The organism is Streptomyces misionensis (genome assembly GCF_900104815.1).
In the GTDB taxonomy this organism is placed as follows: Bacteria; Actinomycetota; Actinomycetes; order Streptomycetales; family Streptomycetaceae; genus Streptomyces; species Streptomyces misionensis.
Window position 1 is genome coordinate 6882908 of sequence record NZ_FNTD01000004.1, and the last position, 24807, is coordinate 6907714.

General features: G+C 74.6%; 20 protein-coding genes. 9 read left to right on the forward strand and 11 right to left on the reverse strand.

What is annotated here, in order from left to right; translation table 11 throughout:
* The first annotated feature begins 40 nt into the window (after positions 1-40).
* From BLW85_RS32745 to BLW85_RS32755, 3 genes are read left to right on the forward strand one after another with little or no spacing between them, the layout of a single operon-like run.
* On the forward strand, positions 41-1465 hold the full coding sequence (locus BLW85_RS32745; RefSeq protein WP_070029684.1) for a S8/S53 family peptidase: 1425 nt from the start codon (positions 41-43) through the stop codon (positions 1463-1465).
* A gap of 59 nt (positions 1466-1524) precedes the next feature.
* A complete protein-coding gene (locus BLW85_RS32750; RefSeq protein WP_070029685.1) occupies positions 1525-2100 on the forward strand; it encodes an RNA polymerase sigma factor in 576 nt (191 codons plus the stop codon).
* Positions 2097-2585: a hypothetical protein gene (locus BLW85_RS32755; RefSeq protein ID WP_403423574.1), complete on the forward strand. Its 489-nt coding sequence runs from the start codon at positions 2097-2099 to the stop codon at positions 2583-2585. The genes BLW85_RS32750 and BLW85_RS32755 overlap by 4 nt, the downstream gene beginning before the upstream one ends.
* A gap of 9 nt (positions 2586-2594) precedes the next feature.
* On the opposite strand, the gene BLW85_RS32760 is transcribed toward BLW85_RS32755, so the two are convergent.
* The 4 genes from BLW85_RS32760 to BLW85_RS32775 all read right to left on the reverse strand — a co-directional run bounded on the left by BLW85_RS32760 (position 2595) and on the right by BLW85_RS32775 (position 7249).
* A complete protein-coding gene (locus tag BLW85_RS32760) occupies positions 2595-3821 on the reverse strand; it encodes a cytochrome P450 (protein ID WP_074994712.1) in 1227 nt (408 codons plus the stop codon).
* A gap of 125 nt (positions 3822-3946) precedes the next feature.
* Positions 3947-4726, reverse strand: a complete 780-nt coding sequence (locus BLW85_RS32765; protein ID WP_074994714.1) for an N-formylglutamate amidohydrolase — start codon at positions 4724-4726, stop codon at positions 3947-3949.
* Positions 4727-4801: 75 nt separating this feature from the next.
* Complete coding sequence (gene metX, locus BLW85_RS32770; protein WP_071828588.1) at positions 4802-5938, reverse strand: homoserine O-acetyltransferase MetX; 1137 nt, start codon at positions 5936-5938, stop codon at positions 4802-4804.
* Positions 5939-7249, reverse strand: coding sequence for a bifunctional o-acetylhomoserine/o-acetylserine sulfhydrylase (locus BLW85_RS32775; protein WP_070029689.1), 1311 nt, complete (start codon positions 7247-7249; stop codon positions 5939-5941).
* A gap of 261 nt (positions 7250-7510) precedes the next feature.
* Here BLW85_RS32775 and BLW85_RS32780 point away from each other — a divergent pair, with 261 nt between their 5' ends.
* Positions 7511-7966 carry a hypothetical protein gene (locus BLW85_RS32780; RefSeq protein WP_070029690.1) on the forward strand — a complete coding sequence of 152 codons (456 nt, stop codon included), beginning with the start codon at positions 7511-7513 and terminating at the stop codon, positions 7964-7966.
* Positions 7967-8022: 56 nt separating this feature from the next.
* Here the strand turns inward: BLW85_RS32780 and BLW85_RS32785 are convergent, their stop codons facing one another.
* The 5 genes from BLW85_RS32785 to BLW85_RS40970 all read right to left on the reverse strand — a co-directional run bounded on the left by BLW85_RS32785 (position 8023) and on the right by BLW85_RS40970 (position 14991).
* On the reverse strand, positions 8023-10242 hold the full coding sequence (locus BLW85_RS32785; RefSeq protein WP_074994717.1) for an NADP-dependent isocitrate dehydrogenase: 2220 nt from the start codon (positions 10240-10242) through the stop codon (positions 8023-8025).
* Between the two features lie 116 nt (positions 10243-10358).
* Positions 10359-10775 carry a DUF4186 domain-containing protein gene (locus BLW85_RS32790; RefSeq protein WP_070029692.1) on the reverse strand — a complete coding sequence of 139 codons (417 nt, stop codon included), beginning with the start codon at positions 10773-10775 and terminating at the stop codon, positions 10359-10361.
* A gap of 38 nt (positions 10776-10813) precedes the next feature.
* On the reverse strand, positions 10814-11887 hold the full coding sequence (locus tag BLW85_RS32795) for a mechanosensitive ion channel family protein (protein WP_070029693.1): 1074 nt from the start codon (positions 11885-11887) through the stop codon (positions 10814-10816).
* Between the two features lie 189 nt (positions 11888-12076).
* Entirely contained in the window at positions 12077-13606 is a 1530-nt protein-coding gene (locus tag BLW85_RS32800) for an amino acid permease (protein ID WP_070029694.1), read from the reverse strand.
* Positions 13607-13710: 104 nt separating this feature from the next.
* Positions 13711-14991 carry a TrbL/VirB6 family protein gene (locus BLW85_RS40970; protein ID WP_425275352.1) on the reverse strand — a complete coding sequence of 427 codons (1281 nt, stop codon included), beginning with the start codon at positions 14989-14991 and terminating at the stop codon, positions 13711-13713.
* A 316-nt stretch (positions 14992-15307) separates the two neighbouring features.
* Here BLW85_RS40970 and BLW85_RS32810 point away from each other — a divergent pair, with 316 nt between their 5' ends.
* From BLW85_RS32810 to BLW85_RS32825, 4 genes are read left to right on the forward strand one after another with little or no spacing between them, the layout of a single operon-like run.
* Entirely contained in the window at positions 15308-16738 is a 1431-nt protein-coding gene (locus tag BLW85_RS32810; RefSeq protein ID WP_070029695.1) for an FGGY family carbohydrate kinase, read from the forward strand.
* Positions 16735-18267, forward strand: coding sequence for an FAD-dependent oxidoreductase (locus BLW85_RS32815; protein ID WP_079172480.1), 1533 nt, complete (start codon positions 16735-16737; stop codon positions 18265-18267). Before BLW85_RS32810 ends, BLW85_RS32815 begins: the two co-directional genes overlap by 4 nt.
* Positions 18264-19496, forward strand: coding sequence for an FAD-dependent oxidoreductase (locus BLW85_RS32820; RefSeq protein ID WP_074994719.1), 1233 nt, complete (start codon positions 18264-18266; stop codon positions 19494-19496). Before BLW85_RS32815 ends, BLW85_RS32820 begins: the two co-directional genes overlap by 4 nt.
* A 39-nt stretch (positions 19497-19535) precedes the next feature.
* The gene (locus BLW85_RS32825) at positions 19536-20825 is read left to right on the forward strand and encodes a hypothetical protein (protein WP_208624929.1); all 1290 of its coding nucleotides are present in this window, start codon (positions 19536-19538) and stop codon (positions 20823-20825) included.
* A gap of 27 nt (positions 20826-20852) precedes the next feature.
* Here the strand turns inward: BLW85_RS32825 and BLW85_RS32830 are convergent, their stop codons facing one another.
* On the reverse strand, positions 20853-21611 hold the full coding sequence (locus BLW85_RS32830) for a crotonase/enoyl-CoA hydratase family protein (RefSeq protein WP_070029748.1): 759 nt from the start codon (positions 21609-21611) through the stop codon (positions 20853-20855).
* A gap of 43 nt (positions 21612-21654) precedes the next feature.
* A complete protein-coding gene (locus BLW85_RS32835) occupies positions 21655-22638 on the reverse strand; it encodes a lysylphosphatidylglycerol synthase transmembrane domain-containing protein (protein ID WP_208624930.1) in 984 nt (327 codons plus the stop codon).
* A 171-nt stretch (positions 22639-22809) separates the two neighbouring features.
* Here BLW85_RS32835 and BLW85_RS32840 point away from each other — a divergent pair, with 171 nt between their 5' ends.
* Positions 22810-24696 (forward strand): ABC transporter ATP-binding protein, encoded by a 1887-nt coding sequence (locus BLW85_RS32840; RefSeq protein WP_074996294.1) that lies wholly within the window; start codon positions 22810-22812, stop codon positions 24694-24696.
* The last annotated feature ends 111 nt before the right edge of the window (positions 24697-24807 follow it).

The window sequence follows — 24807 nt, forward strand, 5'->3', positions numbered from 1 at the left end:
CTCTCACTCTCGTAGACCGTCTTCAGGGGGATGACACGGCATGGCACCTCAGCGATTTCGTGAGCAGTTCGACCACATCCAGCGCTCGATGCCCGATGTGCCGCTGGCCATGGGCGCGGACGACGACGCCCGTCCGCTGTACGAGAAGGGGGTCGTCCTCGCCCGGTCCGGTGAGGAGGCCCGGGTGGTGGAGGACACCGTGCGCGCCCACTTCGCCGAGACCCGGGGCCTGCTGCCCGACCACGTGCGCCGCGACGGTCCGGAGCGGGGCCGCGGCGGCGTCACCCGGATCAGGGTCGGCGACCCGGCCCTCGGCGAGGACACGGTGCCGCACGCGCTGGGTGCCCTGCGGGCGGCCGAGGACCGGCACGGCCGCCGGCTGGTGAGCCGCAACCACGTGGTGCACATCGCGGTGAACGCCTGCCCGGGCGACGAGCCGGTGCCCATCGCCCGCTCCGGATCGCCCAACCCCGCCGCCGCCGGGACCGGTCACGACCCGCGGACCGCCGTCCGGGTGCTGGTGGTGGACACCGGACTGGTGAGCGACCACCGCGCCTACCCGCTGCTCGCCCACACCAGCGGCGACACCCAGGCGACCGAGACGGACGACGGGGGAGTGCTGCGCCAGTACGTCGGCCACGGCACCTTCATCGCCGGGATCCTCGCCGCCGTCGCACCCAACACCGACATCACCGTCCGCGGCAGCCTCAACGACGCCGGCGCGGTGCTGGAGTGCGAGTTCGGCAGCAAGCTGTTCGAGGCCGTCGAGCAGGACGGCTGGCCCGACGTCATCAGCCTGTCGGCGGGCAGCCCCGCCGCCGGACTGCACGGGCTGCTCGGACTCGAGGCGTTCATGCGCGAACTGCGCGCCCACCGCACCCTGTTGGTCGCCGCCGCCGGGAACAACGGGAGCGACGTCCCGTTCTGGCCCGCCGCCTACGCGGCCCTGCCCGAGTACGCGGACAGCGTGCTGTCGGTCGGCGCGCTGCGCTCGGACGGCGAGGGCCCCGCCTGCTTCAGCAACCACGGCCGCTGGGTGCGGGTCTACGCCCCCGGCGAGCGGCTCACCAGCGCCCTCACCGGCTTCGCCGCCCCCGTGCCCTACCTCTACCAGCACTCCACCTACGACGACTGCCGGTTCGGCTTCGACTACTCCTGCACCTGCCGCTACCCGCGCCACACCGGGGTGCTGAGCGAGGACCGGGAGAGCACCGGCGGCAAGCCGGACCAGGTGATGTTCGACGGACTCGCGCAGTGGAGCGGCACCTCCTTCGCCACACCGGTCGCGGCCGGACTCGTCGCCGCGCTGATGACGGCCGACGGGGAGCGCGACCCGCGCAGGGCGGGCCGCCGGCTGCTGGCGCGGGCCACCGACCGCACCGACGTGCGCGGGGTGCGGATGCCCGCGCTGCGCCCGCCGACCTGGCGCCCCGTCCCCGTACCGGCCCCGGCGCTGCCCGCGTGACGGCCGGAACCCTCCGCTCCACGGCGTACCATGACGAGCCGTACACGAGGGGTGGAGCCGTGGACCGAACAGAGGTCGGCGCGCTCGTCCGGTCCGCCGTCGACGGGGACGCCGCGGCCTGGAAAGCGCTGGTGGAAGGCATGAGTCCGCTGGTCTGGTCGGTGGTGCGCAGCCACCGGCTCTCCGAGGCGGACGGGCGCGACGTCTACCAGACGGTGTGGTTCCGCTTCGCCCAGCACCTGGGGCGCATCCGGGAACCCGACAAGACCGGTGCCTGGCTGGCCAGTACCGCCCGCCACGAGTGCCTGAAGGTGCTCAGGGGCAACACGCGGCTCACCCTGACGGACGACCCGCAGGTCCTGGACCGGGCCAGCGAGGACCGTACGCCGGAACAGACACTGATCGACTCCGAAGAGGCGGCGGACCGGGCCGAGCGGGCCCGCCGGCTGTGGCAGGAGCTGGACGAACTGGGCGAGCGCTGCCGGCAGTTGCTGCGCGTGCTGGTGGCCTCGCCGCCGCCCAGCTATGTGGAGATCTCGGCCGCGCTCGGCATCGCGGTCGGCAGCATCGGCCCCCTGCGCCAGCGCTGTCTGCGCCGGCTGCGGGACCGGATGGACCAACGGGGTGCGGCGTGAACGGTGAGACGAACGGTGCCGGGGGATCTCCCCGCGGGGACGACAAAGGCGAGGCGCAGGACGCGCTGCTGGAGGAGGAGCTGCGGCAGGCGGCGGCCGTCCTGGACCCCGTCCCCGACGCCCTGCGCCAACTGGCCGTCGACGCCTACGCGTTGCACGACCTGGACGCGAAGATCGCCGAGCTGACCTTCGACTCGCTGGTGGACGCGCTGCCGGTGCGCGGGGTCACCGACGCCCCGCGCATGCTGACGTTCCGCGCGGGCCCGGTCACCGTCGACGTCGAGGTCACCGGGGACGGACTGATGGGCCAGGTGATGCCGCCCGGCTCGGCGCGGATCGAGGTGCTCGGCGGTCCGGGCGCCGCCCGCCCGGTCCCCGTCGACACCCTCGGCCGCTTCACCAGCGAGGACCCGCCGTCCGGGCCGTTCGCGCTGCGGCTGCGCACCGGCACCGAGGTGATCGTCACCGAGTGGCTGCGGGCCTGACCGGACGCCTCACCAGGTGACCGGCAGGGTGCGCGGCCCGCGGATCATCGTCTGCTGCCGCCACCGCACCTCCTCGGGCGGTACGGCCAGCCGCAGCCCCGGCAGCCGGTCCAGCAGCGTGTCCACCAGCAGTTCGAGCTGGAGACGGGCCAGGACCGCGCCGGTGCAGTAGTGGTGGCCGTTGCCGAAGGCGACGTGCGGGTTGGGGTCCCGGTCCGGCATGATGCGGTCCGGGTCCTCGAACAGCGCGGGGTCGCGGTTGGCGGCCAGATAGGAGACGTACACCGGCTCGCCCGCGGCGATCCGGTGCCCGGCGATCTCCACGTCCTCCAGGGCGATCCGGGCGAGCCCGACGGTGCTGCGGTGCGGGATCCAGCGCAGCAGCTCGTCCAGGACCGGGCCGCGCTCCGCGGGCCGCGCGCGCATCCGCTCCATCAACTCGGGCCGCGTCAGCATGAGATACAGCATCTGCCCGCAGTTGTGGGTGACCGCCTCGCCGCCGATCTGGAGCGGGCCGGCGAGTCCGACGGCCTCCTCCTCACCGATCTCGCCGCGCGCCACGGCACCGGCGAGCATCGAGTAGACGTCCTCGCCCGCACTGCGCGCCCGCGCCCGGACGATGGCGGTGATCCAGCCGTACAGGCCGTTCTTGGCCCGGTCGGCGGCCGCGGCGCCCCCGGTCAGGGAGATGATCTGCCGGGTCCAGGCGTGCACCTGCTCCCGGTCGGTCTCCGGTACGCCCATCACCTCGCTGACGACGTACAGCGGGAACGGCTCCAGCACCCGCTCGACCAGGTCGGCGGGCGGGCCCTCGCGGACGATCCCGTCGACCAGCTCGTCCAGGATCTCCTGGGCGCGGGGCCGCAGCCGCTTCATCGCGCCGACGGTGAAGGCACCGGCGATGGGCTTGCGCAGCCGGTTGTGGTCCGGCTGGTCGGCCCAGGCCAGCGAGCCGGGCCGGGGCGCGAAGTTCGGGGCCAGCCGGGTGACCCGGCCGCGCGCGACCTCCGCGCGGCTGAACCGCGGGTCGTTGGTGATCAGCTTCACGTGCTCGTACCGGGTGGCCAGCCAGGCCCACCCCTCGCCGAACGGCAGCCGGATCCGCGTCAACGGCCCCTCGCGCACCAGACCCGCGAGCACCGGGTCGAACTCCGTGCCCTCCAGATCGATCACGGGCCACTCCCGGACGGGCGGCGGCTCCTGTCCGGTGGACGTGCTCGTCTCGATGGTCGTCATGCCCTCCACGATGGGGCGGGGCGCGAACGGTGTCGTGCGGGGTTGCTCCGGGCGGGTGGGGCCTTGGCCGGGGCGCTCGCGGGAGACGGGGCGGGCGCGGCCGCGAGCGCCGGGCCGCGGCACCGTCACACGGCGTCCACCAACGCGGCCAGTGCCGCGGCGAGTCGATCGAGGCCCGGGCCCGCCGGGCCGCCCGGTTCGCGCATGTACGTGTCCCGGCGGACCTCGATCATCAGTGCCTCGACCCGGGCATCGGTGCCGTAGTACTCCAGCGGTACGTAGGTCCCGCTGAACGGGCTGTCCAGACCCGTGGGTCCGCATCCGGCGAACGCCTCGCGGGCCGCGTCGGTCAGCCGGGGCGGGGTGTGGAAGGGGTCCGTGCCCAGGCAGACCGGCGGGCGCGGGCCGTCGCCGTGGAGTTCGTAGGGCAGCGCCTCGGCCGGATACGAGTGCACGTCGATCACCACGGCCCGCCCGGTCCCGGCCAGCCGCGCCGCCACGGCCCGCGTCATCGCCTCCGCGTACGGCCGGAAGTACCGCTCGACCAGCGGCTTCGGATCGCTTTCCGCGGGCCGCAGCTCTTCGCGGTGGGTGGTCCGCGTGTACACCGCGCCCATGCCGACGGCACGCATCTCCTCCCGCTCGTCCGGGAACCGCTCCGGATCCACGACCAGCCGGGACAGCCGGTTCACCAGCCGCCACGGCCGTACCCGGGCAAGCCCCGCGGCCCGCTCGGCCAGCTCCGCGGTGTGGGCGTCCGTGATGTGGTCCAGCTCCCGCCGAAGCGCGGCGTCGTCCAGCACGATCCCCCGGCGCACGTCCCCGGGAATCGCCCGCGCCGAGTGCGGCACGTGCAGCAGCACGGCCGACTCCGGCGCGCCGGGGAGGAGTTCGAACGACGGCATGGGCGGCTCCCTACGGGACGGGTACGGCGTGGACCAGGGCCGGGCGGTCCCGTCCGCATCCGTGCGTGCCGCCCCTCAGCCCAGCAACTCGCGGACGAGGGACCCCACTTGCTCCGACTCGATCAGGAAGCCGTCATGGCCGTACGGCGATTCCAGCACCCGCGGGCGGTCCGCGCCAGGGATCAGCGACGCCAGCTCCCGCTGCTGGGCGAGCGGGTAGAGGCGGTCGGAGTCGACGCCGGCCACCAGGGCGGGGCAGGTGACGCGGGCGAGGGCCGCGCGCGGACCGCCCCGGCCCCGGCCCACGTCATGGGCGTTCATCGCCTCCGTGAGGGTGACGTAGCTCGCCGCGTCGAAGCGCCGTACCAGCTTGGCCGCGTGATGGTCCAGATAGGAGTCGACCTGGTAGCGGCCACCGCGCCAGGGGTCCTCCGCGCCCTGGGGAGCCCGGCCGAAGCGGGTGGCCAGTTCCGGCTCGCTGCGGTAGGTGATGTGGGCCAGCCGGCGGGCGAGGCCCAGGCCGGTCGCCGGGCCCCGGCCCGAGTCGTGGTAGTCGCCGCCCTGCCAGCCGGGGTCCGAGCGGATCGCGCGCAGCTGGACGCCGGCCCAGGCGATCTGCTCCGCGCTCGCCGCCGCCGTCGTGGCGAGCAGCAGCAGCGCCCCGGTGCGCTCCGGGTACGACACCGCCCACTCCACCGCCCGCATGCCGCCCATCGAGCCGCCCACCACCAGCGCCCAGCGTTCGACGCCGAGCGCGTCCGCGAGCCCCGCCTCCGCCGCGACCTGGTCCCGCTGGGTGAGGAAGGGGAACGCGCCGCCCCAGGCCCGGCCGTCCGGGCGCGTCGAGGCCGGCCCGGTGCTGCCCTGGCAGCCGCCCAGCACATTGGGCGCGACGACGAACCAGCGGTCGGTGTCCAGCGCGCGCCCGGGCCCGACCAGCGGATCCCACCAGCCCGGCGTGGGGTGCCCGGGCCCGGCCGGACCGGCGACATGGCTGTCGCCGGTCAGCGCGTGCAGCACCAGCACCGCGTTGGACGCGTCCGGCGCGAGCCGCCCCCAGGTCTCGAACGCCAGCCGGACGCCGGGCAGTTCACCGCCCGCCTCCAGCGGCAGCGGCCGTCCGGCCGGGTGCCACCGGCGGCGGCCCGGCGGGTCCCCCTCCCGCCAGGCCCCGGTGACCGGCAGCCGTTCCGTGGCCGTGACCGGGTTCACCTACGCGCCCTTGGCCGCGCGGAAGCCGGCCTCCAGATCCGCCTTGAGGTCGGCCAGGTTCTCGATGCCGACGGACAGCCGCACCAGCCCCGGCGTGGTGCCGGAGGCCGCCGCGGCCTCCTCGGTGAGCTGGCTGTGCGTGGTGGACGCCGGATGGATGATCAGACTGCGTACGTCGCCGATGTTGGCGAGGTGGCTGAACAGCTCCACCCCGTCCACGAACCGCTTGCCCGCCTCGACGCCGCCGCGCAGCTCGAAGGAGACGATCGCGCCCGCCCCGCGCGGCAGGTACCGCCGCGCCGCCTCGTACCACGGGCTGGACTCCAGGCCCGCGTAGTGGACGGTCTCCACCTCGTCGCGCCGCTCCAGCCACTCGGCGATCGCCTGTGCGTTGGCGGTGTGCCGCTCCAGCCGCAGGCTCAGCGTCTCCACCCCCTGGAGCAGCAGGAACGCCGAGTGCGGGGCGAGCGCCGGGCCGAGGTCGCGCAGCAGCTGCACCCGCAGCTTCACCCCGAACGCGCCGGGGCCGAGGGCCGGCCAGTAGCGCAGGCCGTGGTAGCTCGCGTCCGGCTCGCTGAAGTCCGGGAACCGGTCCGGGTGCGCGCCGAAGTCGAAGGTGCCGCCGTCCACCACCACGCCCGCGATCGCGGTGCCGTGCCCGCCGAGGAACTTGGTCGCCGAGTGCACCACGACGTCCGCGCCGTGCTCGATCGGCCGCAGCAGGTACGGGGTGGCCACCGTGTTGTCCACGATCAGCGGCACCCCGGCCGCGTGCGCCACGTCCGCCACCGCCCGCACGTCGAGGACGTTGCCGCGCGGGTTGCCCAGCGCCTCGGCGAACAGCGCCTTGGTGTTCGGCCGGATCGCCGCCCGCCAGGCCTGGGCGTCGTCCGGGTCGTCCACGAAGGAGACCTCGATGCCCAGCCGGGCCAGCGTGTGCCGGAACAGGTTGTACGTGCCGCCGTACAGCGCGGCACCGGCGACGACGTGGTCGCCGGCGCCCGCCAGGTTCAGGATCGCCAGGGTCTCCGCCGCCTGTCCCGAGGCCAGCGCGACCGCCCCGACGCCGCCCTCCAGCGCGGCGATCCGCTGCTCGAACACGTCGGTGGTGGGGTTGTGGATCCGGGTGTAGATGTTGCCGGGCTCGGCCAGCGAGAACAGGTCGGCGGCGTGCCGGGTGTCCCGGAAGACGAACGAGGTGGTCTGGTAGACGGGGGTGGCCCGGGCGCCGGTCGTGGGGTCGGGGACCGCCCCGGCGTGGATCTGCTTCGTCTCGAACGACCAGGCGGCGGAGTCGGGCTGCGTGCTCATGGTGCGTGCTCCTCGTGCGGGGCAGGGCGGTGACGTGGCACGAGGTAAGCACGCGCGAGCACCGTCCGACAGGCACGGCGAGCAGCCGCCACGAGGACGTCATGGACGACAACACGGGCGCAACGTCCGCGACACACACGGCCGTTGTCCCGGCCGTGTGCCGGTTGTCACCGTCCCGTCACAGCCGGCGGCGGGTGAAACGCGGGCCGGTGCAGGACGCTCTCCCCGGGTGTCAGCAGCTCGTCACAGCAGAGGACGCCCATGAACCACCGTCATGTCTCCGCCGCCGTCGTCCTGGCCTCCGCCGCCGCGCTCCTCGCCACCACGTGCGGGTCGGCCGGCGCCAGCCCGAACGCCCCGGTGCGCACCGCGAAGGCCACGGCCTGGAAGCCGTGTCACCTGCCCACCGGGTACCAGCGCTTCGTCGAACTGGACTCCGCCAAAACCGTCAAGGGCGGCACCGTCGTGCGCGTCACCCCGCAGACCTGCAAGGTGAACAAGGCGAACGACGAGGACGTCGTCTACACCCCGAGCGGCGCCGCCCGGTCGGTCGGCTTCGCGTCGGGCGCCTCCGTCGAGGTCCTGCGCGACACCACGACCGTGAAGGTCGCCCCGCAGTGGCTGGTGAAGCACAAGCTCGCCAACAGCCCGTACTTCTACTTCCGCGTCGACGGCAAGGGGCGGATCACCGCCATGCAGGAGATCTACCACCCGTAAAACGGGACGGCGCTCCGCCCACCGCGCGGTGGGCGGAGCGCCGCCATGAGTCCGGACTAGCCGAGCGAGGCCAGGGCCGCGTTCCAGGTGGCCGACGGGCGCATCACCGCGTCCGCCTTGGCCTGGTCGACGCGGTAGTAGCCGCCGAGGTCGGCCGGCTTGCCCTGGACGGCGTTCAGCTCGTCCACGATCTTCTGCTCGTCTGCCGCGAGGGACTCGGCGAGCGGCGCGAACGCCTTGGCCAGGTCGGCGTCGTCGGTCTGCTTGGCCAGCTCCTGCGCCCAGTACAGGGACAGGTAGAAGTGGCTGCCGCGGTTGTCGATGCCGCCGACGCGACGGGTCGGGGACTTGTCCTCGTTGAGGAAGGTCGCCGTGGCGCGGTCCAGCGTGTCGGCGAGCACCTTGGCGCGGGCGTTGCCGGTGGCCTGCGCGAACTGCTCCAGGGAGGGCACGAGCGCGAAGAACTCGCCGAGCGAGTCCCAGCGCAGGTAGTTCTCCTTGACCAGCTGCTGGACGTGCTTGGGCGCGGAACCGCCGGCGCCCGTCTCGAACAGGCCGCCGCCCGCCATCAGCGGGACGACCGACAGCATCTTGGCGCTGGTGCCCAGCTCCAGGATCGGGAACAGGTCGGTCAGGTAGTCACGCAGCACGTTGCCGGTGACCGAGATGGTGTTCTCGCCGCGGCGGATGCGCTCCACCGACAGCTTGGCGGCCTCGACCGGGGGCAGGATGCGGATGTCCAGGCCCTCGGCGTCGTGCTCCGGCAGGTACCGCTTGACCTTGGCGATCAGCTGCGCGTCGTGGGCGCGGCCCTCGTCCAGCCAGAACACGGCCGGGTCGCCGGTGGCGCGGGCGCGGGTGACGGCCAGCTTGACCCAGTCGCGGATCGGGGCGTCCTTGGTCTGGCAGGCGCGGAAGATGTCGCCCTCGGCGACCTCCTGCTCGATCAGCACGTTGCCGGCCTGGTCGACCAGGCGGACGGTGCCCGCGGCCGGGATCTCGAAGGTCTTGTCGTGGGAGCCGTACTCCTCGGCCTTCTGCGCCATCAGGCCGACGTTCGGCACCGAGCCCATGGTGGACGGGTCGTAGGCGCCGTTGGCCCGGCAGTCGTCGATGACGGCCTGGTAGACACCTGCGTACGAGGAGTCCGGGATGACGGCGAGGGTGTCGTGCTCCTGGCCGTCCGGGCCCCACATGTGGCCGGAGGTGCGGATCATCGCGGGCATGGAGGCGTCCACGATGACGTCCGAGGGGACGTGCAGGTTGGTGATGCCCTTGTCGGAGTCGACCATGGCCAGCTCCGGGCCCGCGGCCAGCTCCGCGTCGAAGGAAGCCTTGATCTCGGCGCCCTCGGGCAGGTTCTCCAGGCCCTTGAGGATGCCGCCGAGGCCGTCGTTCGGGGTGAGGCCGGCCGCCTTCAGCGTCTCGCCGTACTTCGCGAACGTCTTCGGGAAGAAGGTGCGCACCACGTGACCGAAGATGATCGGGTCGGAGACCTTCATCATCGTGGCCTTCAGGTGCACGGAGAACAGCACGCCGTCCTGCTTGGCGCGGGCGACCTGCGCGGCGAGGAACTTCTCCAGCTCCGCTACGTGCAGCACGGAGGCGTCCACGACCTCGTCCTTCAGGACCGGTACGGACTCGCGCAGCACGGTGGTGGTGCCGTCGGCGCCCACCAGCTCGATCTTCAGCGAGCCGTCCTCGGCGATGACGACCGACTTCTCGGTGGAGCGGAAGTCGTGCTCGCCCATGGTCGCCACATTGGTCTTGGACTCGGGGGTCCAGGCGCCCATGCGGTGCGGGTGGGTCTTGGCGTAGTTCTTCACCGACGCCGGGGCGCGGCGGTCGGAGTTGCCCTCGCGCAGCACCGGGTTGACGGCGGAGCCCTTGACCTTGTCGTAGCGGGCGCGGATCTCGCGCTCCTCGTCGGTCTTCGGGTCGTCCGGGTAGTCCGGCAGCGCGTAGCCCTTGCCCTGGAGCTCGGCGACGGCCGCCTTGAGCTGCGGGATGGACGCCGAGATGTTCGGCAGCTTGACGATGTTCGCCGCCGGGGTCTTGGCCAGCTCGCCCAGCTCGGTCAGCGCGTCCGGGATGCGCTGGTCCTCGGTCAGGTACTCCGGGAAGACGGCGATGATGCGCCCGGCCAGCGAGATGTCGCGGGTCTCCACGGGCACACCGGCCTGCGAGGCGTACGCCCGGATCACCGGCAGGAAAGAATGCGTCGCCAGGGCCGGGGCCTCGTCTGTGTACGTGTAGATGATGCTCGAGTCAGTCACCGGGTGCTCCGCTCCACGTCTGTAACATTGCTCGACATCAAGATATCTCGTGCCGGGGGCGGGCTCGACAGGGGTGGGTACCGGGTCCGCTGTTTTGCGCCGGGCGGGGCCGCCGATCAGCCCGAGCCCGCCGTCCGCCCGGGGCCGCCGGTCAGCTCGCGTTCGATCCAGCGGCAGATCACGTCCACCACGTACACGTGTTCGGACCGGCTGAGTTCCCGGCCCTTCGGGATGCCGTGCCACCGGGCCAGACAGCCCCGGCAGCAGGTGGCGGTCGCGTGCTGGGCGACGAAGACGGGATGGCCCCGGTACGGGGTCTGCTTGCCGTCCTTGTACGGCGCGGCCGGGGCCAGCCGCTTCGCGATCAGGTCGTAGGCGTGCCACCGGACGGTGGCCGGTCCCTTCAGCTCGGCGGTGGCCCGGTCCCGCCCGCGCAGGTGGAACCGCGCCCGGAACGGCTGCCGGGCGAGGTCGTCCAGCAGCCGGTCGAGCGGGTGGGCCCCGGGCGGGACGGGGTCGGGCGAAACGGTCATGCTCCTTCGAGCATACGGGCCGCCCCGGCGGCCGCCCGCTACTCGGGGACCCCCTCGGCGCTGCGCTGCTGCGGGATCATGAGGCCGCCCTGCTGGAGGGCGACCGTGCGCACGGGGGAGGGGATGCGGATGCCCTCCTCGCGGTAGCGGCGGTGCAGGCGCTTGATGAACTCGTGCTTGATCCGGTACTGGTCGCTGAACTCGCCGATGCCCAGGATCACCGTGAACCCGATCCGGGAGTCCCCGAAGGTGTGGAAGCGGATCGCGGGCTCGTGATCCGGCAGCGCGCCGTCGACCTCGTGCATCACCTGCCGCACCACGTCGGCGGTCACCCGCTCCACGTGCTCCAGATCGGCGTCGTAGCTCACGCCCACCTGCACCGGCACCGTCAGCCGTTGCTCGGGCCGGGTGTAGTTCGTCATGTTGGCCTTGGCGAGCTGGCCGTTGGGGATCACCACCAGGTTGTTGGACAGCTGGCGCACCGTCGTCTGGCGCCAGTTGATGTCGACGACGTACCCCTCCTCACCACTGCTGAGCCGGATGTAGTCGCCGGGCTGGACGGTCTTGGAGGCGAGGATGTGGATGCCGGCGAACAGGTTGGCGAGGGTGTCCTGCAACGCGAGCGCCACCGCGAGACCGCCGACGCCCAGCGCGGTGAGCAGCGGCGCTATGGAGATCCCGAGGGTCTGCAGGACGACCAGGAAGCCGATCGCCAGGACCAGCGCCCGGGTGATGTTGACGAAGATGGTCGCCGACCCGGCCACGCCCGAGCGGGACTGGGTGACCGATTGCACCAGCCCGGCGATGACCCGGGCCGCCGACAGGGTGGCCACCAGGATCAGCCACACCTCGAGGATCTGGTCGGTGTGGTGCTGCACGGTCCTGGTGAGCGGCAGCACGACCGCCGCCGTCGCCACACCGGCCGCGATCAGCGCCCACGGCACGATCGAACGCAGCGCGTCCACGATGACGTCGTCACCGCTCCAACGGGTCCGCTTGGCGGCCTTGGCCAGCCAGCGCAGCAGGGTCCGGGAGCAGAAGGCGAGCGCCAGGCCCGCCGCCACGGAGATGCCGGCCAGGACGAGGTCGTCCAGGGTGAGCGCGCGGTTCACCGGTCACCTCCGCCGCGCCGGGTCCCTGCGGAGCGCCGTATGTGAGGTCTCGTCACGTTGTCACCTGCTCGATGTGCGGGATGTCGAACGTGCCGGTCCCGGAACTCCGGTGACCGGCACGAGCGTTCATCCTGCCGTATCCGGAACACGACATACCACCGGGGCGGCTTGCCCCCGCGCGGCCCCGGATCAGATGATGCCCTCCGCGAGTTCGGCCTGGTCGCGGTCGCTGCCGTAGGCCGCGGTGGGGGTGCCGTAGGAGCGGCGGGCGACGTACCACCAGACGCTGGCCAGCAGGAGGACGGCGGCCAGGGCCACCGCCGCGTAGTTCATCGTGCCGGCGGTGACCGGCGAGGACTGCGGCAGACAGAACAGCACCGTCACGCACGCCACCCAGACCACCGCGACCCAGCCGACGGGCCTGCTCCACCGGCCCAGGTGCCAGGGTCCCGGCCGGAACCGGTCCCCGGCCCGCAGCCGCAGCAGCACCGGGATGGCGTAGGCGGGGGTGATGCCGATGACGTTGATGGCGGTGACCGCGTTGTACGCCGTCGCCGAGTACAGCGACGGCAGCGCGAGAACCCCGGCCACGCCGACCGACAGCCAGACGGCGGCCACCGGGGTCTGGGTGCGCCGGCTGACCGTGCGCCACAGCCGGGAGCCGGGCAGCGCGCCGTCCCGGCTGAACGCGAACACCATCCGGCTGGCCGCGGCGACCTCCGCGTTCCCGCAGAACAGCTGGGCCGCGATCACCACCAGCAGCAGCGCCTTGGCGCCGCCCGCGCCGAGGCCGTCCAGCAGGATCTGGGCCGGCGGCACCCCGGTGGCGGTGGTGCGGGTCGCGTCGTAGTCCTGGATGGCGAAGGTCAGCCCGGCCAGCAGCACGAATCCGGCCAGCCAGGACACCCAGATGGCCCGGACGATGCCCTTGGCCGCGGACACCGAGGCGCGCGAGGTCTCCTCCGACAGGTGCGCGGAGGCGTCGTAGCCGGAGAAGGTGTACTGGGCGAGCAGCAGTCCGATCGCCGCCACGTACAACGGGTTCGACCAGCCGGTCTCGTTGACGAAGGTGGTGAACACGAAGGACGGCGAGCGGTGGTGGTCGGGCACGATCGCGAGCGCGCCGACGATGAGCGCGACACCCGCCAGGTGCCACCAGACGCTGACCGAGTTGAGCAGGCTGACCACGCGGACCCCGAACAGGTTCAGCACCGCGTGCAGCAGGAGGATGGCGCCGAAGATCAGCATCGTCCTGCCGGGCGTCGGGGTGAAGCCCCACTGGAGATGGGCGAACGCACCGGTGAACAGGGCGGCGCCGTAGTCGATCCCGGCGATCGCGCCGAGCAGGCCGAGCAGGTTCAGCCAGCCCGTGTACCAGCCCCAGCGGCGCCCGCCGAGCCGGTCGGCCATGTAGTAGAGGGCGCCCGAGGTCGGATAGGCGCTGGTGACCTCGGCGAGCGCGAGCCCGACGCAGAGCACGAACAGGCCCACGCCCGCCCAGCCCCACAGCATCACGGCGGGACCACCGGTGTTCAGCCCGAAGCCGTACAGGGTCATGCAGCCGGACAGGATCGAGATCACCGAGAAGCTGATGGCGAAGTTGCCGAACCCGCCCATCCGGCGGGCCAGCACCGGCCGGTAGCCGAGTTCGCGCAGCCGCCGCTCCTCGTCCTGCTGCGGCAGCCCCGCGGCGGCGGACGGCTCGGGAGTGGGAGACATGCGCGGACCTCCGGAGATCGAGTGGGCTCGGACGGGGTGTTCGGACGGGATGCCCGGGGAGGGGCTGCGGACTCGGGGGACGTGGTCGTGGGCTCGCGGGGGGCTCAGGTGGTGCGGGTGGGGCCGGTGGCGATCCGGCAGCGGTCGCGGGCCGCGGTGAACACGTCCACGGCACGGTCGCGGCCCCGGGCGCGGTACAGCCACGGCGGCGGGGTGAAGTACGGGCCGATCGCCTCGAACACCGCCGCCGCGGCGGCGTACTGCCCGGTGCTCCACAGGGCGTGGGCCAGGTGGTTGAGGTCCGGCTGGGCCCGCCGGTCGGCCGGCGCCTGCTCGAACCAGGAGGTCAGGGCGGTGCGCGCCTCCCGGGCGGCGGTCTCGGTCGTCCAGCGCGCCTGCCGTTCGCCCAGGCGGCGGTGGCGTTCGACGCGGACGTACAGGGGCAGCAGGTGCAGGGCGGAGCCGGTCGGGGCCTGGCCGGCGGCCCACCGGGCGTAGCCGGAGGCCTCGTCGAGGCGCCGCTGGAGACCGGTGGGCTCGTCGGCTCCGGTACGGGGACGACCGGGGGCCCCGTCGGGACCGGCTCCGGTACGGGGGCGACCGGCGGCCGCCTCGCTCCCGGCGCCGGTACGGCGCGCGGCCTCCGTGAGCCCGGCAACCGGGCGAACGGCGGCCTCGGTGACCCCGGCGCCCGGGTGACCGGCCGGCTCCGTGACTCCCGGGCCCGGCCGGCCGCCCGCCTCCTGGAGCCCGGCACCGAGGCGGCCGGCGGTCTCCGCGACCCCGGAGCGTGCCGTGCCGGCGGCCGCCGCGGGCCCCTCGCGGCCGCCGTCGCGTGCGTACAGGAACTGGAGCACCCGGTGGTGGGCCTCACGGTTGTACGGGTCGCGCGCTGCGGCCTCGGCCAGCAGCTCCCAGGGGCCCGGCGGCAGCGGCGGCGCGGGCGGGTCGGCCCGGTGCTCCGCCCACCGCTGCCCGGGGTCCAGCTGGGCCAGGGCCAGCAGGCAGATCCAGGGCACGGGGTCGCGCGGCGCGAGCCCGGTCGCGGTCTGGGCGGCGTCCCAGGCCTCGATCCACAACTCATGGGCCCGCAGGTGCCGTTCGCGGCGCGCCCGCAGCGCCCGCTCCACGCCCACCCGGGCCCGCATCACCGCCGCGTGGGCACAGTCCGGCTCCTCGGCCAGCCAGGCGCGCACCACATCGCTGCCCGCGGCCGCCGCCGCGAGGATCTGGGTGCGCTGGGTCCACCGCCACGCCTCGGTGGTCTCGGCCAGCAGGGTGCGCATGGCCATCCAGCGGCCGGTGCGCAGATCCTGGAGCACGGCGCGCAGGGCGTGGTCGGGTCCGGCGGGGTCGTAGCAGGGCCTCGCTGCTTCTCGTGCCATCAGCCGAGGCCCCGGGGCCGGACGGGCACGGGCGAGGCGGCGCAGTGAGGTGGCAACAGCCCTCCCCTGGGCGGTGATCGGTCGTTCGCGGAGCGTTGTGGTCGGTGGTCAGACGTCCTGGGCTGCGCTCGAACGACGTGGTCGGCGGTCACTATAGAGGCGGCCATTACCCCTCACCATTGTTGCCAACTCAATGAGCCGAACAGGGGGATTGGCCGATTATCGGCGTGGGTTGACGCGGACCGCGGGCGGCGGCAGGCTGGCGCGGTGATCTCTGCTGCGGGTGCGGGAGGGTACGGATGACGGGACCGGCGCGATGACCGGACCGGTGCTCGCCGTCGACCAGGGCACCTCCGGCACCAAGGCCCTCGTGGTCTGCCCTGAGCGCGGTGTCCTCGGCACCGGATACGCCGAGGTCCGCCCCCGTCACCGCCCCGGCGGACTGGTCGAGGCGGACCCGGAGGAGCTGTACGGCTCGGTGCTCGCCGCCGGGCAGCGCGCACTCGCCGAGGCGGGAACGGGCGTCGTGGCGCTGGGGCTGGCCAACCAGGGCGAGACCGTCCTCGCCTGGGACCCGGCCACCGGCCGCCCGCTCACCGACGCCCTGGTCTGGCAGGACCGCCGCGCCGAGACCGTCTGCGCCGAACTGGGCGACCATGCCGAGGAGTTGCGGCAGCTGACCGGACTGCCCCTGGACCCGTACTTCGCCGCGCCCAAGATGGCCTGGATCCGCCGTCACCTCACCCGCGAGGGCGTCGTCACCACCTCGGACGCCTGGCTGGTGCACCGCCTTACCGGCGCCTTCGTCACCGACGCCGCCACCGCCGGCCGCACCCAGCTCCTCGACCTCGACCGCGTCCGGTGGTCGTCCCGCGCCCTCGACCTGTACGGCCTGGCCGGCGAACGCCTCCCGGAGATCACCGACGTCGCCCAACCCGTCGGAACCACCCGGGCGTTCGGCCCGGAGATCCCCCTCACCGGACTGATCGTGGACCAGCAGGCCGCCCTGCTCGCCCAGCGCCTCACCGCCCCCGGCGCCGCCAAGTGCACCTACGGCACCGGTGCCTTCCTGCTCGCCCACACGGGCGAACGCCCCCGGCGCGGCGGCTCGGGCCTGGTCAGCTGCGTGGCCTGGCGGCTCGCCGGCACCACCAGCTACTGCCTGGACGGCCAGGTGTACACGGCCGCCTCCGCCGTCCGCTGGCTCGCCGGTCTCGGCGTCATCGGCTCCGCCGCCGACCTGGACCCGGTCGGCGGCACCGTCCCCGACAGCGGCGGCGTCACCTTCGTGCCCGCCCTCGCCGGACTCGCCGCCCCCTGGTGGCGCGGCGAGCTGCGCGGCTCGCTGACCGGGCTCGGCCTCGACACCACGGCGGGCCACCTGGTGCGCGCCCTGTGCGAGGGCATCGCCGCCCAGGTCGCCGAACTCGCCGACGCGGCCGCCGCCGACCTCGGCACCCCCCTGACCGCCCTGCGCGTCGACGGCGGCCTCACCCGCTCCGCGCTGCTCATGCAGACCCAGGCCGACCTGCTGCAACGCCCCGTCGAGGTGTCCGCGCTGCCCGACGCCACGGCGCTCGGCGCCGCCGCCCTCGCCCGCCTCGGCACCGACCCCGCGCTCGGTGCCGACCAGGCCCTGCCGGAATGGAGACCCGCCGCGGTGTACGAGCCCCGCATCCCGGCCGGCCGGGCGGCCGAGCACCGCGCCCGTTTCCGCGCCGCCGTCGCCGCCCTGCCCGGCTCATGAGAGGCACCGGGAACGGACCGCGGCCCGCGCGGCCGGTGCGCGGGGACCGGGAACCACGGCCGGGGGCCGACGCCGACGCCCCGCCGCCGACGGTGGCCGCCTCGGGTCCGCCGCCGACGGTCACCGCCGAAGGCCCGCTGCCCCGGCGGTCGTACGACGTCGTGGTCGTCGGCGCCGGAGTCGTCGGCTGCGCCATCGCCCGCGAACTCGCCCGCCACCCACGTCCGAGCGTCGCCCTGGTCGAGGCGCAGGACGACGTGGGCCAGGGCACCTCCAAGGCCAACACGGCGATCCTGCACACCGGTTTCGACGCCGTCCCCGGCACCCTGGAGGCCCGGCTGGTGCGTGCGGGCCGGGCCCGGCTGGCCTCCTACGCCGCCGAGTCCGGCATCCCCGTCGAACACGTCGGCGCGCTGCTCGTCGCCTGGGACGAGGAGCAACTGGCCGCCCTGCCCCGGCTGGCCGAGAAGGCCGGACTCAACTCGTACACGGACGCCCGCCGGCTGGACCGGGCGGAGCTGTACGCCCGCGAACCGCGCCTCGGCCCCGGCGCGCTGGGCGCCCTGCACATTCCCGGCGAGAGCGTCATCTGCCCCTGGACCACCACCCTGGCCTACGCCACCCAGGCCGTCCGCGCCGGTGTCGAACTCCATCTGAACACCGCTGTCGGGCAGGTCGGCCGGGACGAGGAAGGCCACCTCCTGCACACCTCGCGCGGCACCCTGCGCGCCCGCCACCTCGTCAACGCGGCCGGACTGGGCGCCGACACCCTCGACCGGCGGCTCGGCCGCGACGACTTCACCGTCACCCCGCGCCGCGGCCAGCTCCTCGTCTTCGACAAGTTCGCCCGCCCGCTGGTCCGGCACATCCTGCTGCCGGTGCCCACCGCACGCGGCAAGGGGGTGCTGGTCGCGCCCACCGTCCACGGCAACGTGCTGCTCGGCCCCACCGCCGAGGACCTGGACGACAAGCGGGACACCGGCTCCACCGCCGAGGGCATCGCCCTGCTCCGGGAGAAGGGCCGCCGCATCCTGCCCGACCTCCTCGACGAGGAGGTCACCGCCGTGTATGCCGGGCTGCGCGCGGCCACCGGACAGGAGGACTACCGGATCGCCGCCCACCCCGAACTCTCGTACGTCACCGTCGGTGGCATCCGCTCCACCGGACTGACCGCCTCCCTGGCGATCGCCGCCCATGTCACCGGCCTGCTCGCCGCGTGTGGGCTCGACCTCGGACCCGAGCGGGAGCTCGACCCGGTGCGCATGCCCGACCTCGGCGAGACCCTCCCGCGCCCCCACCAGCGCGCCGGCCTCGTCGCCGCCGACCCCGCCTACGGCACCCTCGTCTGCCACTGCGAGCGGGTCTCCCTCGGCGAGATCCGCGACGCCCTCGCCGGCCCCCTGCCGCCGCGCACCCGGGAGGCCCTGCGCCGCCGCACCCGGGCCGGGGCGGGCCGCTGCCAGGGCTTCTACTGCGGAGCGGCCGTCCGGGAGCTGCTGGAGCGGCGGTGGAAAGGGGAACGCGCATGACGGACGCCCGACGCGTCGACGTCCTCGTGGTCGGGGCCGGGCCCGCCGGTCTCGCCGCGGCGGCCCGGCTCGCCGCCGCCGGGGCCGGCCGGGTCGAGGTGCTGGAGCGGGAGGCGATGCCCGGGGGAGCGCCCCGGTACTGCGCCCACGGCGGCTTCGGCACCTGGGGCCGCCCGCTGACCGGCCCCGCGTACGCCCGCCTGCTCACCCGGGCGGCCCGGCGGTCGGGCGCCGTGCTCCGCACCCAAGTGAGCGTGCTCGACTGGGCGGACGGCGAGAACGTCCTGCTGACCGTGGGGCCCGGGGGACCGGAGGCCGTCGCGGCCCGCGCCGTCGTCCTGGCCACCGGGGCCCGCGAACGCCCCCGCGCGGCCCGCCTGGTGCCCGGCACCCGGCCCGCCGGCGTCTACACCACCGGCGAACTCCACCAGGCCGTGCACCTGTTCGGGCAGCACATCGGAACCCGCGCGGTGGTGGTCGGCGCGCAGGACGTCTCCTACGCGGCGGCCGGGACGGTCCGCGCGGCCGGTGCCGAGGTCGTCGCCCTGGTCACCGAGGACCCCCGCGCCCGCACCCGGCGCGCCCGCGCGCGGACGGTCCGGCCGGCCCCCCGCATCCCCCTGCTCACCGGCACCACCGTCACCGAACTCCTCGGCCACGGACGGCTGTCGGGCGTCCGCGTCCGCCACCGGGACGGCCGCACCGCCGTACTGACCTGCGACACCGTGGTGTTCACCGGCGACTTCGTCCCGGACCACGAACTCGCCCGGCGCGGCGCCCTCGACCTCGACCCCGGCACCCGCGGGCCGGCCGTCGGCACCGCCCTGCACACCTCGCGCCCCGGCGTCTTCGCCGCCGGGAACCTCCTGCACGCCGTGGAGCCCGCCGCGACCGCCGCCCGCGAGGGGGCCAGGGCGGCCGGTGCCGTCCTCGGCTTCCTGGCGGGCGCCCCCTGGCCGGGGCCCGGCATCCCGGTCACCGTCGAGGCGCCGCTGCGCTGGATCGCCCCCAACCGCCTCACCCCCGGCGCCCGGTCCGCGCCCCATGTGCTGCGCACCGACGCCCCGTTGCCCCGCCCCGTCCTCCACGTCCACCAGGACGGCCGCCTGCTGCACCGGGCCCGCCTCGGCCCCGGCACCGCCCGGCCCCACCGCACCCTGAAGCTCGGCACCGGCTGGCACGAGCGCGTCGACCCCGGCGGCGGTCCGGTACGGGTGAGCGCCGGCTGAGCCGGACCCGTTGTCGGTGCCGTGTGCGACAGTTCCGGCGTGACCGAGATCAACACCGCACCGTCCGGCCTCGACACCGTCGACTGGTCCGCGCTGACACACGCCTACGGCCCCGCCGACGACCTGCCCGGACTGCTGCGCGACCTGTGCTCCGCGGACGCGCGGCAGCGCCACAAGGCCCTGCACGAGCTGTACGGCAACATCTTCCACCAGGGCAGCCGGTACCCGGCGACGGCCGCCGCGGTGCCGTTCCTGGCCCGCATGGCGGCGGACCCCGCGCTGCCCGACCGGGCCGCGCTCCTGGAACTGCTGGCCGCCCTCGCCATCGGCTACGACGAGGCGCATCTGCCCGGCGGCGTCGCGGTGGCCGACTGGCGGGCCGAGGCCGAGAAGGCCCGCGCACAGGACCCGGCGGCGGTCCGCGCCGAGTACGACGCCTGGGTCGAGGCGGCGACCGACGACAAGGACCGGCGGATGCGCGAGTTCCGCCGGGACATGTACGACCACGACGGGCACCTGGCGGCCATGACGGCGGAACTGGCCGCCTACGACGCGGTACGCGGCGAGATACCGGCGCTGCTCCCCCTGCTGAGCGATACGGACCCGGCCCTGCGGGCGGCCACGGCGTATCTGTCGGCCTGGTTCCCGGAGGCGGCCGGGGACAGCCTGCCGCGACTGCTGGCGCTGCTGGACGAGGAGGACGAGCCCGCGGTCCTGGCCACCGCCCTGGTCGCCGTCGGACTGCTCGGCGACGGCGACCACGCCGGCGATCGTGACCGCGAGGGCGCGCGCGGGGCGGAGGCGGTGGCCCGGCTGCGGCCGTTCCTCACCGCCGGCGAACCGGTGGTGCGCTGGGCCGCGGCCACGGCGCTGGCCCGGCTCGGCGCCACGGGGGCCGAGGGCGCGGTGTGCCCGCGGGTGCCGGCCGAACTCGCCGCCGTCGCCGAGGAGTCGGGGACCGACATGCCGCACGTGCCCTTCCACGAGGGCGACCTGCGCGGCTACTCCGCCGCCTCCCTCACCCTGCTCGCCGACCGCTTCCCGACCGAGGCCCTGGACGCGGTGACCGGCGCCCTCGCCGCCACCACCGGCCCGGCGAGCTTCGCCGTCGCCTCGGCCGCGCTGCGGCTGGCCTTCGGCGAACCCGGCCCGGACGGCCCCGGCGCCTTCGCCGAGCTGACCGAGCCCCAGCGCCGCCTGGTCCGGGCCCTCGCCGGGCTCGACAAGGACACCTGGCAGTGGGCGAACCTCTGGAGCATCGTCCGCTCCTGGGGGCTGCCCGTGCCGCGCGACGCGCTGCGGGCCTACGCCGGGCTCCCCGAGGAGTGACCCAAAATGGGGGCGCGGGCGGGGCGCTCAGCCGAACGAACCGTGCCGCCCCGCCCCCGACGCGAACCGGGCGGCGCCCTCCACGCCCTCGGCCAGCACGCCCGTGCCGTGCCGCAGTTCGGCGCGCAGCGCCGCCTCCTCGGACAGGCCCTCCTGGTCGAGGACCGAGGCGCGGTCGCCGCGCAGACACGGCTGCGGGAAGCGGGCGATCCCGGCGGCCAGCGCCTCCGCCTCGGCGCGGGCGGTACCGGCCGGCACCACCCGGTTGGCGAGCCCCATCGCGTACGCCTCGTGGGCCGGCACCGCACGGCCGGTCAGGATCATGTCCATGGCCCGGCTGGTGCCGACCAGCCGGGGCAGCCGCACGGTGCCGCCGTCGATCAGCGGCACGCCCCAGCGGCGGCAGAACACGCCGAACACCGCGTCCTCCTCGGCCACCCGCAGATCGCACCACAGGGCGAGCTCCAGACCGCCCGCCACCGCGTGCCCGGCGACGGCCGCGATCACCGGCTTGGACAGTCGCAGCCGGGTCGGACCCATCGGCCCGTCGCCGTCCTCGGCCACCCGGTTGCCCCGCTCGGTGCCGATCGCCTTCAGATCGGCACCCGCGCAGAACGTGCCGCCCTCACCCCACAGCACCGCGACCCGCGCGTCCTCGTCCGCCTCGAACTCCCGGAAGGCGTCGGCTAGTTCGGCGGCCGTGGGGCCGTCCACCGCGTTGCGGGCCTCGGGCCGGGACAGGACGACGGTGGTGACGTACTCCTTGCGCTCCACGCGGACCGGCACGGCGGGCACTCCCTCTCCAGGCGGCTGGGAGGGTCACTCTGCCTCAGATGACCTTCAGCCGCACCAGCGCCGCCAGCGTGAGCGCCCCCGGCAGCAGCGGCAGCCACACGGTGATGATCCGGTAGGCCAGCACCACCGCCGTGGCCAGGGCCGCCGGACCGCCGACCGCGACCAGGGCCACGATCAGCGCCGCCTCGACCGAGCCGATCCCGCCCGGGGTGGGCACCAGGGCGACCGCGACCGTCGCCGCGAGGTAGGCGAGCGCGATGTGGGCGGGCGGCACCGGCAGCCGCAGCGCCTGCCCGACCGCCGCGAGCCCCACCGCCTGGAGCGCGGGGAAGGCCAGCGAGCCACCCCACAGGGCGAGCGCACGGGCCGGCCGGGCGTGCACCGAACGCGCCTCGTCCAGGGCGTCCCGGAGGTACGCGGACACGCGGGCGCGCACCGGCCGTACCAGCGCGCCCGCCGCCACCGCCGCGACCAGCGCCCCGGCCGCGGCCCACAGCAGCGGCGGCGCCGAACCGTCCGGCAGCAGCGGGCGCAGGCGCAGCGCGTGCGGGAAGACCAGCAGCAGGACGGCCAGCAGAGCGAGCCGGCCCGCGCCCTCCGCGAGCAGATACAGCGCGAGCGCCGCCGAGGAGCGGGCCGGAGGCACCCCGCACACGGTCATGAACCGCAGGTTCACCGCGCCCGCGCCGAGCCCGGTGGGCAGCAGGTGATTGGCCGAGGCCGCCGCGAACTGGGTGGCCAGCAACCGGCCCTTCGGCAGCGGCTGGACCACCGCGCCCTGCCGGGTGACGGCCGCCGCCACCCAGGTCAGACAGGTGGCGCCGGCCGCCGCCAGCAGCCAGGGCCAGGACGCGGTGCGCAGTTGGCGCAGGCCCTCGGCGAGCAGCGCGCGGTCGCGCACGGCGGCCGGCACGACGAGCAGCAGCGGGACCACGCACAGCAGCCGGCGCACGGGCACCCGGCGCGGGAGCCGTACCCGGGACGGCCGGGGAGTCGGGGGGAGCGGAACGGCGGTCACATCGGCACAGGTTCGCCCGGCCGCCCCAACGGCGGGTGGCGCCGTCGCGGACGGCGGCTTACCGGGTGTGGTCGCCGAGGTCCGCGCGGGCCGTCGCCGCGGTCGGTACGGGTGAAAAGCCGCGGACATTGACCTCAATGAAGCTTGAGGTTCTACGTTTTCCTCATGAGCATGGAGACCACCGCATGGACCCAGCTGCACAGCGTGATGTACGCGCAGGCGGACCGCCGTCCCCTCGCCCGCGCCACGCTGCGCCGCATCGCCGCCTTCGCCCGGCCGCACCGCGCCGGCATCGTCCGGTTCGTGCTGCTCGGGGTGGTGACCGCGCTGCTCGCGGTGGCGACCCCGGTGCTCGCCGGCCGCGTCGTCGACGCGATCGTGTCCGGGCACGACCCGGGCACCGTCGTCCGTCTCTCCCTGCTGATCGCGCTGGTCGCCGTCGCCGAGGCCGGGCTCGGCATCCTCGGCCGGCGGCTGTCGGCGACGCTCGGCGAGGGACTCATCCTCGACCTCAGGACGGCGGTGTTCGACCATGTGCAGCGCATGCCCGTCGCCTTCTTCACCCGCACCCGCACCGGAGCGCTCGTCAGCCGCCTCAACAACGATGTGATCGGCGCCCAGCGGGCCTTCGCCAACACCCTCTCCGGCGTGGTCACCAACCTGGTCACCCTGCTGCTCACGCTCGCCGTCATGCTCACCCTGTCCTGGCAGATCACCCTGCTCGCGCTGGTGCTGCTGCCCGTCTTCGTGCTGCCAGCCCGCCGGATGGGCGGCCGGATGGCCCGGATGCAGCGCGAGGCGGCGGCGCTGAACGCGGCCATGGGCACCCGGATGACCGAACGGTTCTCCGCGCCCGGCGCCACCCTAATCAAGCTGTTCGGCCGGCCGCAGGAGGAGTCGGCGGAGTTCGCCGCCCGCGCCGCCCGGGTCCGCGACATCGGGGTGCGCACCGCCACCGCCCAGTCGGTGTTCATCACCTCCCTCACCCTCGTCTCCGCCCTCGCCCTGGCCCTGGTCTACGGGCTCGGCGGATGGTTCGCGCTGCGCGGCACCCTGGAGCCCGGCGCGATCGTCTCGCTGGCCCTGCTGCTGACCCGGCTCTACGCCCCGCTCACCGCGCTCGCCGGGGCCCGGGTGGAGGTGATGAGCGCGCTCGTCAGCTTCGAGCGGGTCTTCGAGGTGCTCGACCTCAAGCCGCTGATCGAGGAGCGCCCGGACGCTGTCGAGGTCCCCGAGGGCCCGGTCGCCGTCGAGTTCGACGCGGTCCGCTTCGCCTACCCGGCCGCCGACCAGGTCTCCCTCGCCTCCCTGGAGGAGGTCGCCGCACTCGACACCCGCGGCGGCACCGAGGTCCTGCACGGCATCTCCTTCCGCGCCGAACCCGGCCAGACCGTCGCCCTGGTCGGCTCCTCCGGCGCCGGGAAGTCCACCATCGCCCAGCTGCTGCCGCGCCTGTACGACGTCGACGCGGGCGCCGTCCGGGTCGGCGGGGTGGACGTGCGCGACCTGACGGCGGCCTCGCTGCGGGCCACCCTCGGCATGGTCACCCAGGACGGCCACCTCTTCCACGACACCGTTCGCGCCAACCTGCTGCTGGCCCGGCCGGACGCCGGGGACGACGAGCTGTGGGACGCCCTCGGCCGCGCCCGCCTCGCCGAGGTCGTACGGACCCTGCCGGACGGCCTGGACACGGTGGTCGGCGAACGCGGCTACCGGCTCTCCGGAGGCGAGCGCCAGCGGATGACCATCGCCCGGCTGCTGCTGGCCCGCCAGCGCGTCGTCATCCTCGACGAGGCCACCGCCCACCTGGACAACACCTCCGAGGCGGCCGTCCAGGAGGCGCTGACCGAGGCCCTGGAAGGCCGTACCGCCGTGGTCATCGCCCACCGGCTGTCCACGGTCCGCGCCGCCGACCAGATCCTGGTGATCGAGTCCGGCACCGTCGTCGAACGCGGCACCCACGACCAGCTCCTCGCCGCGGACGGCCGGTACGCCGAGCTGTACCGCACCCAGTTCGCCCAGCGCGACGACGAGGGGACCCCGGTGGGCGCGGCCTGACCGCCACCGCCCTCGGCGGCGGCCGGCCGGACAACCGCCGGGTCCGTACGTGTGAGGCGCCGCGAACCTGGATACGCGGACCCCACGGCATCACCCGGCAGCACGGCCCGT